We start from the raw sequence: 17595 nt of genomic DNA, 5'->3' as shown, positions 1-17595 counted from the left end.
AGATTTACTTTCAATGGTTTATTTTTGCCACTTAATTAAAAAAATAACTACTAACTAATAATACATGAAAAAAATCTACTTAATCGTATTTATGATTTTGTTTTCTGGGCTTAAGGCGCAGATTGTGAATATTCCTGATATCCATTTTAAAAATGTCCTTTTAACGACTACTTATCCTGTAGCTATGGGAATTAACGGTTATATTGATATAGATAGTAATAACGACGGTGAAATACAAAAAAGTGAGGCCGATAAAGTTCTGGAAATACACGTCAATATGCCTATGTCTTGGAATCCCATTATGAATGAAATATCTGCTATTACCTCCTTGCAGGGTATCAAAGAATTTGTGAATTTAAGGAGCGTTTATATTTCAGGATTGCCATCCTTATCATCAATCGACTTGAGTAATCTGACTGATTTGTATAATATCATAATAGAAGACAATAATGCTCTAACCTCTATCAATGTTCAGGGTTGTACAAGTTTAACGGATGTGAGAGCCAGTAATATGAACTTATCTAGCTTATTACTACAAAACTGTACCCAATTAAAACGTTTAAACTGCAGCAATGCTAAACTTCAGACTTTAGATGTATCATCAAATACCCTACTGGAAAGTTTAAATGCTTCAACAAATCAATTAACTACAATAGACTTAAGCGGTTTGACTGCTCTTTATGATGCTTATTTAACATGGAACAATCTGACGTCCATTACTTTTAACAACAATACTGCATTAATTTGGTTGAATTTAATTAATAATAAACTACCATCAATCTCTTTTGCACAGGCACCCAATATAAAATTGCTAAGCCTTAGCATTAATAAATTTACCAACTTGGATGTTTCGGGACTTACTCAGCTTCAAGGAATCGATTGTGCGTATAATTTATTAGCAAGTCTTGATCTTTCACACAATACTAAAATACAAAATTTCAGCTGCGACTATAATCCTAATCTACAGTCTCTATTTATTAAAAATGGAATTAATAATTTTACACAAAACTCACCTTCTTCGCTCTCCAATAACCCGAGCCTTGCTTTTATCTGTGCAGACGATTTTGAGATCTTAAATGCAACCAACTTATTACCGGCAAATACGAACTGTGTTGTCAATTCTTATTGCTCATTTATTCCCGGCGGAACCTTTTATACCGTTGAGGGAAATACAAAATATGACAGTAATAATAATGGTTGTGATACCAACGATCCAAACAAAGCATTTCAAAAATTTAATATTACTAATGGAAGTATTTCTGGAAGCATCATTGCAAACAATTCAGGAAACTACTCAATTCCATTACAAGCTGGAACCCACACAATCACTCCGATTCTGGAAAACCCAACTTATTTTAATTTTTCGCCAACAAGTATAATCGCGAATTTTCCTACACAAACAAGCCCCTTTAACCAAAACTTCTGTATGTCTGCGAATGGAAGTCACAATGATCTTGAAGTTCTAATTTTTCCGATAGCTGCTGCAGTTCCTGGCTTTGATGCAAAATATAAAATCATTTACAAAAATAAGGGAACAACAACGCAATCAGGAACTCTTGCTTTCAATTATAATGATAATTTAATGAATTATTTAAATTCCACACTCGCGCCAAATTCTCAATCAACAGGAGTTTTAAGCTGGAATTTCACCAATCTTTTACCATTTGAAACAAGAGAAATAACAGTTACATTTACTTTAAATACTCCAACGCAAACTCCTGCTTTGAATGGTGGAGATATACTACATTACACAGCTCAAATCAATGCCGGAACTGATGAAACGCCTTTAGACAACATATTTACATTAAACCAAACAGTTGTCAATTCTTTTGACCCGAATGATAAAACTTGTCTTGAAGGGGCTTCTATTACTCAGGCTCAGGTTGGAGATTACGTTCATTACTTAATCCGATTTGAAAATAATGGAACAGCAAATGCACAAAACATTGTTGTAAAAGATATTATTGACACATCTAAATTCGACATATCAAGTTTAGTTGCACTGAACGGAAGTCATAATTTTGTAACGAGAATTACAAATCCAAATACTGTAGAATTTATCTTTGAAAATATTCAGCTTCCATTTAATAATGCGACTAATGACGGATATGTTTCATTTAAAATTAAAACAAAATCTACTTTAAACCTTGGCGACAGTTTCAGTAATAAAGCGAATATTTATTTTGATTACAACCATCCAATTATTACGAATACTTATACAACAACGGTTCAGAATGTATTAGCAACATCAGAAATTAATAATGATAAAACTCAATTCAGTATTTATCCGAATCCTGTAAAAGATGTTTTGTTTATTAAATCAAAAGAAAAAATCGTAAAAGCAGAAATTTACGATGTTGCCGGAAGAATTTTGAATTCGGCAAGTGTAACAGACAATTCGGTCAATGTTTCTGAACTTTCAAAGGGAAATTATATCATCAAATTATCCACAAAAGATAAAACAATGACTCAGAAATTTATTAAGAATTAATTCAAAAAATAAATTATAAAATACAAGACTGTCTTTAAAGGCAGTCTTTTTTTGTGGACTAAAAAATTTTTAAATCAGTCAAAAATCAATAAAAATTTAAATAAAACACAATGATAGATTGTTTTTATTCAATAATTAAAATTAAAAAGTAAATATTTTTCACAATACTATTTTATTTGTATATTTAGCGCACCAAATCACTAACCCATGAAAAACATTTACTTTTTTGTGCTAATTCTAGCACATTTCTCACTCAGTGCACAAATTATTAACTTTCCAGATCCTCAGTTTAAGGCTAAACTCGTATCCGCGAACCAATGGAATTTTATTGCACAGGATCTCAACGGTAATATGACCGTAATCGACACCAATAACGATGGAGAAATTCAGGTAAGCGAAGCTTTGAATATTTCAAGCTTATCATTTAACCAAACCCAGATTTATAACCTTACAGGGATCCAGAGCTTTGCGAATTTAAGAATGCTTACTGTACAGGGAAACATCCACATCAACGAGGTGAATGTGAGCAATATGACGAACCTGAAAATCTTATACATCGGCAACAATGCCATAGGCACAATCGTCACGCAAGGCTGTACTCAACTTGAGACTTTTAGCCTAGTCACCAATGGCGGATACGTTACCAACCTGAGTTTCTTACAAAACCCCACCTTAAAAAAACTTACCATTGTAAGTAACGCTCATTTAGCCAGTGCAGATATTTCCAACCTTACAGCACTCGAAGAAGTTGAGGTAAGAGACGGGGTTTTTCCCAATACAAATTTTACAAGTTTAAATTTTTCTAATAATATAAATTTAAAAAAAATCATTATTGATAAACCTAATCTTACTTCATTAACCTTAAGTCCTTTAAGCCAACTTAAGCATTTCAGCATTAAAAACACAAAACTGCCGTCATTAAATGTAAGCGGCGCCAGTCTTTTGGAATATTTATATGTTGATAACAACTCATTATTAAGTTCAATAAACATCCAAAACACTAATAATCTGGATAATTTATTAGTTTTAAACTCTCCTTTAATAACATCAATCAACATTCAAAATAAGCCTAATTTAAAAGCTTTAAGCTTATCCGCAACCAATATTACTTCACTAAACTTCACAGGAACACCAGCCATTATCAATTTGGGAATTGGAGGAAATGCGCTGACATCACTTGATGTTTCACCAATTACAGGATTAAAATCATTCAATCTAAGTGAAAATGGCATAACAAGTCTGGATGTAAGTCAAAATACGTTGTTGGACGGAATAAGTGTAATGGGAAATTCTTTAACCAATATCAATATAAAAAACGGAAATCCTGTTCTGAATTTCAGTCCGGCTCCTTTAGCTTATTTGCCCAATTTGGCTTATGTCTGCTGTGACACCAATAACCTTCAACAGGTATCTGCTAAATTAATATCGTCAGGTCTTGGTAATGTTGAAGTGAATAGCTATTGTTCTTTTGCTCCCGGCGGAACTACTTACACAATTCAAGGGAATACAAAATATGACTCTAATAACAATGGGTGTGATGCAAATGACTTAAATAAGACATTTCAGCAGTTTAATATTGTAAATGGAAGCAATTCCGGAGGATATATTGCTAACAGCTCGGGAAATTATTCAATTTCTGTATTAAGTGGCTCTAGTACAATTACTCCTGTTGTTGAAAATCCTGCTTATTTCACTATTTCTCCTTCTAGTTTAACAGCAAATTTTCCAACACAGACCAGTCCTTTGGCTCAGAATTTCTGCATTTCAGCAAACGGTACACACAACGATTTAGAAATTGTTGCCATTCCGCTTACTGCTGCAAGACCCGGTTTCGACGCAAAATATAAAATTGTTTACAAAAACAAAGGAACAACTACACAATCAGGAAGTTTAAATTTCAATTTCAATGATAATGTGATGAATTATTTAAATGCTACAACGACTCCAAATTCACAAACAGTCGGAATTTTAAACTGGAACTTCACCAATCTTTTACCTTTTGAAACCAAAGAAATTACGGTAACTTTCAAATTAAACACGCCAACTGCAACTCCTCCTCTGAATGGCGGTGATGTTCTTCATTATACAGCACAAGTCAACGGAGCTACGGACGACACGCCTTTAGATAATATATTTACATTAAATCAAACCGTTGTCAATTCATTTGACCCGAATGACAAAACCTGTCTTGAAGGAACATCCATTGCCGAAACACAGATTGGAGAATATGTTCATTATCTGATCAGATTTGAAAATACCGGAAATGGGAACGCCCAAAACATCGTTGTAAAAGACGAAATTGATGCTTCAAAATTTGATCTTTCATCCATCGTTTCTCTTAACGGAAGTCACAGTTTTGTAACAAAAATTACGAATCCAAACACGGTTGAATTTATCTTTGAAAACATTCAGCTTCCTTTTGATGATGCCAATAATGATGGCTATGTTTCTTTCAAAATTAAAACAAAATCTACTCTGGTTTTAGGAGACAGTTTCAGCAATACAGCTAAAATCTATTTTGATTACAACCATCCGATTATTACGAATACTTTCACAACAAATATTCAAAATGAAACTGTTTTAGCAACCTCAGAAAGCAACAAAAACAAAGATGTTTTCAGCATTTATCCGAATCCTGTAAAAGATATTTTATCAATTAAATCTGATAAAGAAATCGTTAAAGCAGAGATTTATGACACAACCGGACGAATCATTAATTCATCAGGTGTAAAAAATAACTCAATCAATGTTTCTGAGCTTCCAAAAGGAAATTATATCATCAAATTATCTACAAAAGATAAAGCGGTAACACAGAAATTTATTAAAAATTAATTCAATTCAACAGCCAACCAAAAGACTGTCTTTATAGGCAGTCTTTTTTATGTTTACTAATCAAGATTTTATTGTATTTTTATTAATAGAAGTTTAAAATTAAAAAAATGGAATTTTTACAGGATCATTCTATTCAAAATGAGCTGTTATTGATATTTATTTCTGTTCTTTTAGGCGTTTTCATAGGCGCAGAACGAGAATATCGAAACAAATCTGCAGGCTTGCGTACTTTTATTTTGGTATGCTTCGGATCTTGTCTGTTTACCATACTTTCCATTAAAATAGGTGTTCAAAATCCTGACCGTTTGGCCGCAAATATTATTACAGGAATTGGTTTTTTGGGAGCCGGAGTTATTTTTAAAGGAGATAATAAAATCGATGGAATTACCACTGCAACAACCATTTGGGCAACCGCTTCAATCGGAATGGCCGTCGGTTCAGGCTATGTTTATTTATCTTTTTTGGGAACCGTTTTGGTCCTATTAATTTTAAGTTCGCTTACTTATCTTCAAACTTTTATTGATAACAATCATAAGATTAGAGAATATAAAATTGCCATTGTAGCTTCCGATGAAATAAGGCATTGTGAAGAATTATTCAGAAATAATAATTTGAAATTTTTGATGATAAGACAGCAATACACCGTAGGAAATCTGGCAACAACCTGGAGACTCACAGGTAAAAATAAACATCATGAAACATTAATTAAACAATTAATGAACGATCCTAAAATAATTGCCTATCAGTTTTAAATTTAGATTAAAAATGTAAAGCACAATTATCATTTATAATTAATATTGAATAACAAATTCAGTATCATTTTAATGATTTATCGATCATCAATAATTAACTATCCATTTTATCACTTTTAACTGATAATTCATAACCAAAATCTCCCATTTTCTTTGTAAATTAGGGCAAAATTTTGATTATGACAAAAAAGATACTTTTATCTGTATTTCTTTTGCCGGCTGCCATGGCTTTTGCACAGCAATACGGAGGAATGTGGATCCCAACAGAGCTCAATGAAAAGGAAATGAAAGATTTAGGAATGAAAATCTCTGCTAAAGACATCTTCAATCCTCAAAAAGCAAGCATAAAAGATGCTGTAGTACAGTTCAACGGAGGTTGTACTGCCGAAATCATTTCTCCAAAAGGATTATTGTTGACGAATCACCATTGCGGTTTTGGTCAGATCCAAGCTCATTCTACCGTACAAAATGACCTTTTATCAAACGGTTTCTGGGCACAAAATATGAGTACAGAACTTCCAAATCCGGGAGTAACAGTAGACTTTATTGTAGACATCAAGGATGTTTCTAATCAAATTTTAGAAGGCACGGACAACCTTACAGAACCTGATCTTACCAAAAAGATCAACACCAATATTGAGGTTTATAAAAATTCTCAAAAAACAGAATCTTTTCAATCTATTTCTGTAAAACCAATGTATTACGGAAATAAATACTACGCTTACACCATCGAAACATATAAAGACATTCGTTTGGTAGGCGCACCGCCACAAAGCATCGGAAAATTCGGTTCTGATACCGATAACTGGGTTTGGCCAAGACATACGGGAGATTTCTCTATGTTCAGAATTTATGCTGACAAAAACAATAATCCTGCAGAATATTCAAAGGATAACGTTCCATATACTCCGAAGCATTATCTTCCGGTTTCTATTAAAGATAAAAACGAAAATGACTTCACTTTTGTATTCGGATTTCCTGGAAAAACAACGGAATATCTTCCTGCAATTGCTGTAGAAAAGATCATGAAAGAAATCGATCCTGCAAAAATTGCCGTACGTGATGTTGCTCTGAAAACATTAGACGAAAAAATGCGTGCAGACGATGCAACGCGTATCAAATATGCTTCAAAATTTGCTTCCGTAGCCAATTACTGGAAAAAATGGATCGGTGAAGTTGAAGGGTTGAAAAAATCCAACGCTGTTGAGAAAAAAGTAATGTATGAGGGTTCCTTAGTGTCTAAAAACCATGAGGTAAAGGCAACTTTAGACCAATTGAATAAATTATACAATGATCAGGCTCCTTTTGCTTTAAATAATGCTTACTACACAGAAGTAATCAAAAATGCAGAAACATTAAAGCTTGCAAGTGATTATTACACTTACATTTCTTCTGTAGAATCCGGCAGAATGGATGAAAAAGAGTTGACTAAACTTAAAACGAAATTAACTGCATTTTACAAAGATTACAGCGCAGAATTGGATGCAAAAGTAACTGCAAAACTGTTGGCTTTATATGCTAATAAAACAGCACCACAATTCTTGCCTGCTGGTTTTGACAAGTATAAAAATGAAGCTCAAAACATTCCTGTCATTGAAGATATTTCGAAAAATTCAATTATTACGGGAAGAACTTCTGTGAATGGAGCCAATCTTAGTACAGATATTGAAAAAGCTTTCTCTAATCAGGATAAATTAATCAAAACAATTAAAAAAGATCCTGTTTATCAGCTTTACGTTTCAATAAGAGACACGTATATGAAAACTGCTGATCCTCAATTTACATCTCTTCAGACAAAAATTGATGCGTTACAAAAAACGTTCATGGCTCAGCAAATTGCTACGGATAAGGACAGAAAATTCTTCCCGGATGCCAATTCTACACTTCGTGTAACTTACGGAAAAGTGAAAGGATCTACGCCAAGAGACGGTGTTTCTTACGGGTACCAGACGCATTTGGCAGGGGTGATCGAAAAATATGTTCCGGGAGATTATGAATTTGATGTTCCAAAAAAACTGATCGATCTTTACAACAAAAAAGACTTCGGAAATTATAAAGATAAAACAGGCGATGTTCCTGTAGGATTCACTGCAACGAACCATACAACAGGAGGAAACTCAGGAAGTCCGGTTTTGGATGCTAACGGAAATCTTGTTGGTCTAAACTTCGACAGACAGTGGGAAGGAACGATGAGTGACATCAATTATGATCCACGTTTCAGCCGAAATATCATGGTTGATACCAAATATATTCTTTTCATTATTGATAAATATGCCGACTCTAAATGGCTTATCGATGAAATGAAAGTAATAAAGTAATTTTTTTAATGATAATTTTAAGAGTCTATTTAAATTTTTAATATCAATTTAAATAGATTCTTTTTTATTATATGAAAGAGAAAATCATAAATTTATTAGCCAATTTTGCAGGAAATGATCTCGAAAAATCGTTTCCTCTTCCCTATTGTCTGCCTGTCTATCATTGTGTTTCTGATGAAAAATTACCTCATCTTAATCATATCATCAACTATAAAAATGTAAAGCAGTTTGAGCAAGATCTGGATTACTTATCAAAGTATTTTCAGTTTGTGAATTGGGGAGAATTTAAGGATTTTATCAACGGAAATTTCAACCCTAAAAAGAAAATTGCCTTACTTACTTTTGATGATGGTTTCAGGGAATTTTATGATGTTGTTGTTCCAATTTTAGAAAGAAAAGGAATTTATGCTGTCAATTTCATCAATCCGGCTTTCATTGATAATAAAAATTTGATGTTTCGTTGTAAAGCAAGTTTGATTATTAATGAAATTGAAAAAAATAAAGATTTAAATCCTGATGTCTATAATATTCTTCAGTTTAATAGTGATTCGAAATCAGAAATCAAACAGAAAATATTACAGCTAAACTATCACAAAACAGAAATTCTGGACAAGCTTACGGACGTACTTGAAATTAATGTCAATTCATTTTTACAAGAACAAAAACCTTATTTAAGTTTCGATCAACTAAAATCATTAAATCAAAAAGGATTTGGAATTTCATCTCACAGTTGGGATCATTCTTTGTACAATGAATTGTCATTAAATCAAAAATTAGAGACGACCAACAAAACGTTTGATTATTTAAAGTACAATGATTTTCTCTACGAAAGTTTTGCTTTTCCTTTTACAGATTTCGGCGTTGAAAAAGCTTTTTTTGATGAATTATTTAAAAATAAAGAAATGTTCTGCACTTTCGGAAGCGCAGGAATAAAACTCGACAGCATTTCAAAAAACCTGCAAAGAATCCCGATGGAAACTGGAGAAAATGCAGAAACGATCTTAAAAAAAGAAATTACTTATTATCAATTAAAAGGTATTTTAAATAAAAATAAAATTCTAAGGAAATGATACATTTAAAGACATTTAATAAAAAACAATTGGGAGAATTTGTATCATCCGGAGATTTCAAAAAATACGATTTTCTGCCAATTACAGCACACAGAGCTCAGTCTCACATCAATAATCCAAAGGCAAATGATGATCAAACGTTACTTATTTTAGCTTTTGACGATGACAATTTAGCCGGTTATATTGGTTGTTTTCCTGATAATTTTATCATTGATGGAAAAGTGTTTAATTATGCATGGTTGAGTACGTTATATGTAAGCAGTAATTTCAGAGGAAAAAGAATTGCTCAATCCCTTTTACAAAAGGCATTTGAAGAATATAATGAGAATCTTGCGCTCACAGAATTTACGAAAGAAGCAGAAGGACTCTACAATAAAATGGGTACTTTTGAATACATCCAACCTAAAATTGGAAAAAGATATTATTTCCGTACAGATCTGGCAACGATAATTCCGTCAAAAAAGCCTAAAACAGGGCATCTACAGCCACTTCTCAGCTTAGGAGATTCCGTATTAAATTCTCTTATTTCAGTAAAAAACTGCTTCATCCAAAAACCTGATTTCAAATTTGAAATTCTTGATAAAATAGATGCAGAAAGTGCTGGTTTTATCTCAAAATTTCATACAAACAGAAATGCAGAAGAACTCAATTGGGCAATAGAAAATCCGTGGGTTTTGGAAAGTAAAAATAAAGAAGAAAACTATTTATTTTCCAGTTATTCTGAAAGCTTTAAATATTTCTGGATAAAAATTTATGATAAGAAAAATGAGCTAAAGACTTGTGCGCTTTTGTTTGTAAGAGACGGTCATTTAAAAATATCCTATTTATTTTCAACATCTGATTTGGAACAGTTTGTTACATTTTTAAGCTATTTTATTGTAAAGAATAAAATTAATTCTTTAACAAGCTACCAAACAGAATTCAACAAAAAAGCAGAATCAATGAATATATTTCCAAAAATCCATCAACGAAATATGGAAAGACGGTATATGTTTCACAAACAACTTATTAAAAACCTTCCCAACGGCTTTGATCCTCATTTTCAGGATGGCGATGGTGATTGTGTGATGACATAAAAAAGAGGCTTTTAGTAAGCCTCTTTTTGTTTGAATATTGTTTTGGATATTGTTCTATTATATTTTTGACAGGACTTCATCCTGCCTTTTGTTAAGTCGCCACTTTGTGGCTCCCCGTTTTAATGTCCGAAAATATCTTTTAAAGTAAGTTCTTTAAACTCTCCCATTTGGTTGACAGCTTCCATATTCAGGTTTTCTCTTTTCCCGATAATGGCCGTATTGAAATGAACAGGTTTTATCTCTGATTGATAAAACTGTTTCACATCATCAAATTTCAGATTTTGGATCTGCTGATAAATATCTTTCCTAAAATCATGCGAAATGCCTATTTTTTTTAACCTTAAGGTATTGAAGAAAATAGTAGTTCGTGTAATTCTTGTTGATGCAATTTGTTTTAAGGCTGCATTTCTAGCATTTTCAAACTGAGTTGGCACTTCAGGAAGTTCACTCATTAATTCGCTCATTGTGTCAACTGCAATCTGCAATTTATCGGGCTGGGTTCCGATGTATGTCGTAATATAATCCGGATGTCCCGATTCTGCGTTGGCAGCATAAGAAACGTATGCAGAATACGCCAAACTCTTGCTCTCACGGATCTCCTGAAAAACTATCGATGACAATCCTCTTCCGAAATATTCATTGAAGACATTGATTTTTCCAAAGTTTGCGGTGTTGACTTCATTTCCTCTTCCGATCTTGCTCATTTCCATTTGAACCATGTCGTAGTTCATGAAATAAACATTTCCTTTCGTCTCAGGTTCAGGATATTTTTTAGGATCAGGAATTTGAAGACTTGCCGTTTCAATATATTTTTCAATATAATTAGTAAAGTTTTCAAAGTTTTTCCCGTAGAAAAATAGTTGATAAGGATAATCAAACAGTTTTTTCATTTTGTCTGTAAACACCTCAACATTGGTACTTTCCAATTCTTCTTTAGAAATAATATCTGTAAAACGAGAGAATTCTCCAAGCTTTGTATAGTTCGTCAAAGCCGTCATAATACGGTTTTTATCTTTCTTTACTGCTTCACGATTTTCAAGAATGGTTTCCACAAACTGATTGTAAATTTCCTGATCTGGCTTTACGTTATGCATCCAGTGTTGAAGCAATTCAATTCCCTGTTCAAGATTTTCTTCTAATCCGCTCAATGAGATTAAAAGTTGATCGGCAGAGGTTTTAAAATCATTGCTTACTCCAATTTTAAAGAACTCTTTTTTAAGATCTTCGGGAGAAAATTTTTCCGTACCGAGATATTGAAGAACTTGAGTAGAAATTCCCAAATCTCTGTCATGATCACTTCCAAAAGGAAAAATAAAGTGAGCCTGAGCAATTTCGTTGTATTTATTTTTAACGAAACTTAGTTTTTTATCTTTAACGACATCCGTTTTTATTTCTTTTTGATAATCAATAAATTCTGGCTGAATATCTCCTGTTTTTTCTGCTAAAATTTCCTGTAAAAATTCAGATTGCGCTTCACGGTTGATTTTTATCGGCGTAATTCCTGGGTTATCAACTCTTAATAATTTATCGTTAACTCCTTTTTCTTTGTTGATGATAACGTAATTATCTTTAAAAAATTCATTCGAAAAATCAACAACTTCTTCTTTGGTAACGGTAGAATATTCATCCATCTCGCTCAGTTCCTGTTCCCAAGATCTGCCTTTGATGTAGGTGTCGTAAAGATTGGTTGCAAGACCATCAGCTGTTTCCAGCGCTTTCATTCTTTGAAGTTTAAAATCGTTGATGATGGCAGGAAGCATCCAATCCGGAAAATCTCCTTTTTTCAGTAATTCAATCTGCTCCAATACCATTTCTTTGGCTTCATTCAACGTCTGCATTTCTTTTGGAACGGCTACAATTGAAAAATATCCGTATTCTTTCAAACCAACCGAAAAAGCCTGTGCCCAAAGCATTCTTTGCGTTTGGTTGATATTTAAATCTAATAATCCAGCCTCTCCTCTATTGCTTAAAATATTTGCTACAATATCGGCTAATATCGCTTCTCGGCTTCCATAGCTCTCGGTTCTCCAAGCCAATTGAGTTCTTGGCGTTGTCGGACTTTTTACTATTCGCTCAACGATTTCAGTAAGTGGTTTTTCAATGATTGGAGTTTTCTTTGGTAATTCTTTGTAAGGAATAGCTCCAAAATACTGATCTACAAGCTGAATTGTTTCTTCAAAATCCAGATCACCCACGAAAACCATTGCATAATTATTAGGAACATAATATTCATCAAAATATTTATGAATAGCCTTCATAGAAGGGTTTTTCAAATGCTCTGGCTTCCCTAGAGTCGTTTGCTGACCATTTGGATGTGTTGGAAAAAGAGCATCCATCAATTCATAATTCACCAATCTGGAATCATTATCCTGCGCTCTGTTGAACTCTTCGTAAACTGATTCTAATTCAGTGTGAAAAAGTCTTAACGTCAATTCAGAAAATCTTTCTTTCTCGACTTTCAGCCATTTTTCAAGCTCGTTATTTGGAATATTATTTTTGTAAACGGTTTCATCAAACCAAGTATGGGCATTTGTTCCGCTTGCGCCTAATGACGAAATTACTTTATCATATTCATTTGCAATCGCATACTGACTTGCTTCCTGAGAAACCTCGTCTATTTTTGTATAGATTTCTTTCTTTTTTTCAGGATCTTGTTCTGCTTTATGTTGTTCGTATAAATCAGAAATCTGGTCTAGTAAAACCTTTTCCTTTTCCCAGTTTTGAGTTCCTAATCTTGAAGTTCCTTTAAACATCATGTGTTCAAGATAATGTGCCAACCCTGTATTATCAGACGGATCGTTATTGCTGCCCGTTCTCACAGGAATGTAGGTCTGAATCCTCGGAGCATCAAAATTTTGAGCAAGAAAAACCTTCAACCCGTTTTTCAGAGTATAGATTCTTACTTTATTTTCGTCCTGAGTTATGGTAGTATATTCGTAATTATTTTTATCGGTATGAATTGTCTCCTTATATCTTTTGTCGGTCATATATAAATTCATTTTCATTCTTTTAAGATTGGAATGTATACAAATGTAAGCAATCAAAAAAGAACACTTTCTACTTTTCCTATTATTACATCTATTGTAACGATAATTAATTATGAATTACTTATTTTTTCAGGAGCTGTTTCGCGCTATCCACTCATACTCCTCACGCCAACCTTCCCAACACCAAACCCTTCAACTCTCCCTCTTCCTGTTGCGGGGTAACCGTTACTATCACGGCTAGGCTTTTGTCTGGAAAGTGTCATGAAGTCATCATATCAAATAGTTTTCTTCTATTAACTTGGAAATTATTTTTCTTCCCAAAAGCCTTGTCAAGGTTTAAAACCTTGACAAGGCTCCCCAACAACAAAATCCATCTTTTCCTTCTCATCTTTCTTAGCTTTTTTCCAAAATAATTATCTAAGTTTGCATTAAGTTTTCCAAAAATTACAACCATGTCCGGAAACATTCTGATCATCGATGATGAGATCAAGCTCCTGAAATTACTAGGAATGATCCTTTCCCAAGAAAATTTTAACGTAAAAGAAGCTTCCACAGCGCGTTCTGCAATGACGATGCTCGAACAATACGATTTTGATGTTGTATTAAGCGATGTCCGGCTTCCCGATGCTTTCGGTGTTGATCTTGTGAAATCCATCAAAACAAAATATCCTCATCTTGAAATCATTTTGATGACCGCTTTCGGAAATATTACGGATGCCGTTCAGGCGATGAAAAACGGAGCTTACGATTATTTGGTAAAAGGTGACGATAACGAGAAAATTATTCCGTTGGTCTATAAAACCTTGGAAAAAGCAAAAGACAATAAATCCAAGATTGTTCAAAAAAGTAATATTCAAAAAGGATTCAATCAAATCATTGGAATTTCTCCTTTAATTATTCAGGCTAAAAAATTGGCAGAGAGAGTTGCCTTAACAGATGCAACCGTTCTTTTAACAGGCGAAACCGGAACCGGAAAAGAGGTTTTTGCCAACGCCATTCACGAAGGAAGTGACAGAAAGAAAAATAATTTTGTAGCGATCAATTGTTCAGCATTCAGCAAAGAAATTTTAGAAAGCGAGCTTTTCGGGCACAAGCAAGGTTCTTTTACCGGAGCTATAAAAGATAAAAAAGGTCTTGTAGAGGAGGCTAATGGCGGAACTTTATTTCTTGATGAAATTGGTGAAATGCCCATCGAACTTCAGGCAAAATTACTTCGTGTGCTGGAAACCAAAGAATTCATGAAAATGGGTGAAACCAAAGTTTCCAAATCAGATTTTAGATTAATTGCCGCCACCAACAGGAATTTAGAAGACGAAATAAAACAGGGCCATTTCAGAGAAGATCTTTATTTCAGATTAAATGTTTTCGAAATTAACCTTCCTCCACTTCGTGAAAGAAAAGAAGACTTAAAAGTTTTAGCTAAAAATTTTATTGATATTTTTTCGAACAAACTGCATTTGTCCTCCGTTCAGGTTTCCCCGGAATACTATAAAGAATTAGAAAAAAACGACTGGAAAGGAAATATCCGCGAATTAAGAAATACCATCGAAAGAAGTTTAATCTTAATGAACGACAACATTTTAGACAAAGAAAGCCTTCCCCATTACTCTGAAAAAGTCACTTCTACAGAAAAAGATTCTTTGAGCATGCGATCTTTAGAAAAAGAGCACATTCAAAAAGTAATTCAATACACCAAAGGGAACAAAGCGGAAGCCGCAAGATTGCTGGAAATCGGTATTGCAACGCTGTATCGCAAATTGGAAGAGTACGAACTGAGATGAGTTTGAGGGTTTGAGAATTTTAGTGTTTGAGAGTTTGAAGTTTTCACACTAAAATCTGCCTACAGCCTTTTGCTTACGGCCTAAAACATCCTATCATTATAATAACGAGCCTATCATTTTGATAGGCTTTTCTGTTTTGTGGCATTACCTTAAAATCTCGCAATACATTACCAGCAAAGCATTTACCTTGAATTTAGACAAAACGGTTCTTCTTTTGGCATTATGGATATAAATAAAATATTCTAAAAATGACAATTTCAAGAAAAACGTTCAAAAAACGGGAGCATTCAAAATTCAGTCTTTTGATTGTATCGTATGTATTTTTTACTTTATTAACCTTAATTGTAACATCATGATGCTCATTAGTTTAATACTGCTTTTCGCAGTACTGTTTTGGCTTTTATACAAATCTGTTGATTTTTTCGACAAAATATAAAAAATTATGTGGAGTTTATTTATCCTTTCAATACTAGCCTTTGGGTACATCTGTTATGTTTTAACGAAACCTGAAAAATTTTAATCAAAATCATGAATACAGAAATTTTAGGCATCATAGCGATGTTCACAATCACATTAGTTATTGGTATTTTCTTAGGGAAATACATTGCTGATGTTTACGGTTATAAAAAGACTTTTTTAGATAAAATTTTTCAACCGATTGAAAATGCTATTTATAAAGTTTCAGGGATCAACCCTAACCGTCAGATGACTTGGAAACAGAATATGTTTGCCATGCTGGCCATCAATTTAGTTTGGTTCATCATCGGATTTTTCATCTTATTAAATCAATCATTACTTCCTTTAAACCCAGACGGTAACCCGGATATGTCGCCCGATCTGGCTTTTAATACCGCAATTTCTTTCTTGGTTAACTGTAATCTACAGCATTATTCGGGAGAAACGGGAGTCAGTTATTTAAGTCAGTTATACTTAATGTTTTTACAGTTTGTAACAGCTGCTACCGGAATGGCTGCTATGGCCGTACTTTTCAAAGCATTTAAAGAAAAAACGACTACAGAATTAGGTAATTTCTTCGATTTCTTCACAAAGTCAATGATCAGAATATTAATTCCGATCAGTATTGTGGTCGCTTTTATTCTTTCTGCCAACGGAACTCCGATGACTTTCGAAGGGAAAGACCATATCACCAATCTTGAAGGTCAGAAAGTTGATGTTTCCAGAGGTCCGGTTGCTGCTTTTGTGGCGATCAAACACTTAGGAACAAATGGAGGAGGTTTCTTTGGAGCCAACTCTGCGCATCCGTTAGAAAACCCCAATTACATGACCAATATGACGGAAATGGTTACGCAGATGATCATTCCTTTTGCGTTGGTTTTTGCTTTAGGATTTTATTTAAAGAAAAGAAAACTTTCATGGACTATTTTCACCGTAATGACCATTGGCTTTCTGGCACTTGCCGTGCCGAATATTGTGAATGAAACCAATGGAAATCCATTAATTACAGAAATGGGAACCGATAATCATTTGGGAGCGATGGAAGGGAAAGAAATCCGCTTTGGAAGTGCTTCTTCAGGATATTGGAGTATCGCGACAACCGTAATTTCTACAGGTTCTGTGAACGCCATGCACGACAGTACGATGCCACTTTCAGGAATGAATCAGCTTTTGGCGATGATGATCAACTGTTTTTACGGTGGTTGCGGAGTCGGAATTCTAAACTATTTTATATTCATCATTCTTGCCGTATTTATGAGTGGCTTAATGGTCGGACGAACCCCCGAATTTATGGGTAAAAAGATCGAAGCTAAAGAAATGAAAATCGCGATGATCGTTGCTTTATTTCACCCTTTTTTAATTCTTGTAGGAACAGCTTTAACGGCTTATTTCCCTGAATTTGGAGCCAAGACATTAAACAATCCGGGATTCCATGGTTTTAGTGAAATGTTGTATGAATTCACTTCATCATCCGCCAATAACGGATCCGGATTTGAAGGATTAGGAGACAACACCCCTTGGTGGAATATCTCAACAGGAGTTGTGCTGCTGTTATCAAGATTTATCCCAATCATCGGTCCGATCGCGATTGCAGGATGTTTAGCTCAGAAAAAATACATCCCGGAAAGTGCAGGAACTTTGAAAACGGATACCGCAACTTTTGGATTTATGACTTTAGCAGTCATTCTTTTAATCGCTGCTTTGTCTTTCTTTCCCGCTCTTACGCTAGGCCCAATTGCAGAACAACTTCAATATTTTGGGAATTAAGAGATTAACAGATTGAGAAATTTAGAAATTACTTCATGCTAAATCTATCAAGGTAATTTTCAAAT

General features: G+C 33.8%; 9 protein-coding genes. 8 read left to right on the top strand and 1 reads right to left on the bottom strand.

Annotated elements, in window-relative coordinates; translation table 11 throughout:
- Positions 1 to 64: 64 nt before the first annotated feature.
- From SB689_RS17185 to SB689_RS17160, 6 genes are all read left to right on the top strand, one after another.
- Positions 65 to 2491, top strand: coding sequence for a T9SS type A sorting domain-containing protein (locus SB689_RS17185; protein WP_410693340.1), 2427 nt, complete (start codon positions 65 to 67; stop codon positions 2489 to 2491).
- Positions 2492 to 2698: 207 nt separating this feature from the next.
- Positions 2699 to 5323 (top strand): T9SS type A sorting domain-containing protein, encoded by a 2625-nt coding sequence (locus SB689_RS17180; protein ID WP_410693339.1) that lies wholly within the window; start codon positions 2699 to 2701, stop codon positions 5321 to 5323.
- 107 nt (positions 5324 to 5430) lie between these two features.
- Positions 5431 to 6075 (top strand): MgtC/SapB family protein, encoded by a 645-nt coding sequence (locus SB689_RS17175; protein ID WP_410693338.1) that lies wholly within the window; start codon positions 5431 to 5433, stop codon positions 6073 to 6075.
- 179 nt (positions 6076 to 6254) lie between these two features.
- Positions 6255 to 8393 carry a S46 family peptidase gene (locus tag SB689_RS17170; RefSeq protein ID WP_410693337.1) on the top strand — a complete coding sequence of 713 codons (2139 nt, stop codon included), beginning with the start codon at positions 6255 to 6257 and terminating at the stop codon, positions 8391 to 8393.
- A 71-nt stretch (positions 8394 to 8464) separates the two neighbouring features.
- Positions 8465 to 9463 (top strand): polysaccharide deacetylase family protein, encoded by a 999-nt coding sequence (locus SB689_RS17165; RefSeq protein WP_410693336.1) that lies wholly within the window; start codon positions 8465 to 8467, stop codon positions 9461 to 9463.
- A complete protein-coding gene (locus SB689_RS17160; protein WP_410693335.1) occupies positions 9460 to 10539 on the top strand; it encodes a GNAT family N-acetyltransferase in 1080 nt (359 codons plus the stop codon). The genes SB689_RS17165 and SB689_RS17160 overlap by 4 nt, the downstream gene beginning before the upstream one ends.
- Positions 10540 to 10658: 119 nt before the next feature.
- On the opposite strand, the gene SB689_RS17155 is transcribed toward SB689_RS17160, so the two are convergent.
- The gene (locus SB689_RS17155; protein ID WP_410693334.1) at positions 10659 to 13538 is read right to left on the bottom strand and encodes a M16 family metallopeptidase; all 2880 of its coding nucleotides are present in this window, start codon (positions 13536 to 13538) and stop codon (positions 10659 to 10661) included.
- Between the two features lie 440 nt (positions 13539 to 13978).
- Here SB689_RS17155 and SB689_RS17150 point away from each other — a divergent pair, with 440 nt between their 5' ends.
- Both SB689_RS17150 and kdpA read left to right on the top strand, forming a co-directional pair.
- On the top strand, positions 13979 to 15307 hold the full coding sequence (locus SB689_RS17150; RefSeq protein ID WP_410693333.1) for a sigma-54-dependent transcriptional regulator: 1329 nt from the start codon (positions 13979 to 13981) through the stop codon (positions 15305 to 15307).
- A 528-nt stretch (positions 15308 to 15835) separates the two neighbouring features.
- A complete protein-coding gene (kdpA, locus tag SB689_RS17145; RefSeq protein ID WP_410693332.1) occupies positions 15836 to 17530 on the top strand; it encodes a potassium-transporting ATPase subunit KdpA in 1695 nt (564 codons plus the stop codon).
- Positions 17531 to 17595 lie beyond the last annotated feature (65 nt).

The sequence above is a fragment of the Chryseobacterium sp. SIMBA_038 genome (assembly GCF_046535115.1).
Lineage (GTDB): Bacteria > Bacteroidota > Bacteroidia > Flavobacteriales > Weeksellaceae > Chryseobacterium.
The sequence above is the reverse complement of the archived record's forward strand: the minus strand, read 5'-3'. Positions and strand labels throughout refer to the sequence as shown.

What these genes read in the sequence shown, in the direction of transcription:
- SB689_RS17185 (WP_410693340.1), top strand. Translation starts at nt 65, where the DNA reads ATGAAAAAAATCTACTTAATCGTATTTATGATTTTGTTTTCTGGGCTT.
- SB689_RS17180 (WP_410693339.1), top strand. Translation starts at nt 2,699, where the DNA reads ATGAAAAACATTTACTTTTTTGTGCTAATTCTAGCACATTTCTCACTC.
- SB689_RS17175 (WP_410693338.1), top strand. Translation starts at nt 5,431, where the DNA reads ATGGAATTTTTACAGGATCATTCTATTCAAAATGAGCTGTTATTGATA.
- SB689_RS17170 (WP_410693337.1), top strand. Translation starts at nt 6,255, where the DNA reads ATGACAAAAAAGATACTTTTATCTGTATTTCTTTTGCCGGCTGCCATG.
- SB689_RS17165 (WP_410693336.1), top strand. Translation starts at nt 8,465, where the DNA reads ATGAAAGAGAAAATCATAAATTTATTAGCCAATTTTGCAGGAAATGAT.
- SB689_RS17160 (WP_410693335.1), top strand. Translation starts at nt 9,460, where the DNA reads ATGATACATTTAAAGACATTTAATAAAAAACAATTGGGAGAATTTGTA.
- SB689_RS17155 (WP_410693334.1), bottom strand. Translation starts at nt 13,538, where the DNA reads ATGAATTTATATATGACCGACAAAAGATATAAGGAGACAATTCATACC.
- SB689_RS17150 (WP_410693333.1), top strand. Translation starts at nt 13,979, where the DNA reads ATGTCCGGAAACATTCTGATCATCGATGATGAGATCAAGCTCCTGAAA.
- kdpA (WP_410693332.1), top strand. Translation starts at nt 15,836, where the DNA reads ATGAATACAGAAATTTTAGGCATCATAGCGATGTTCACAATCACATTA.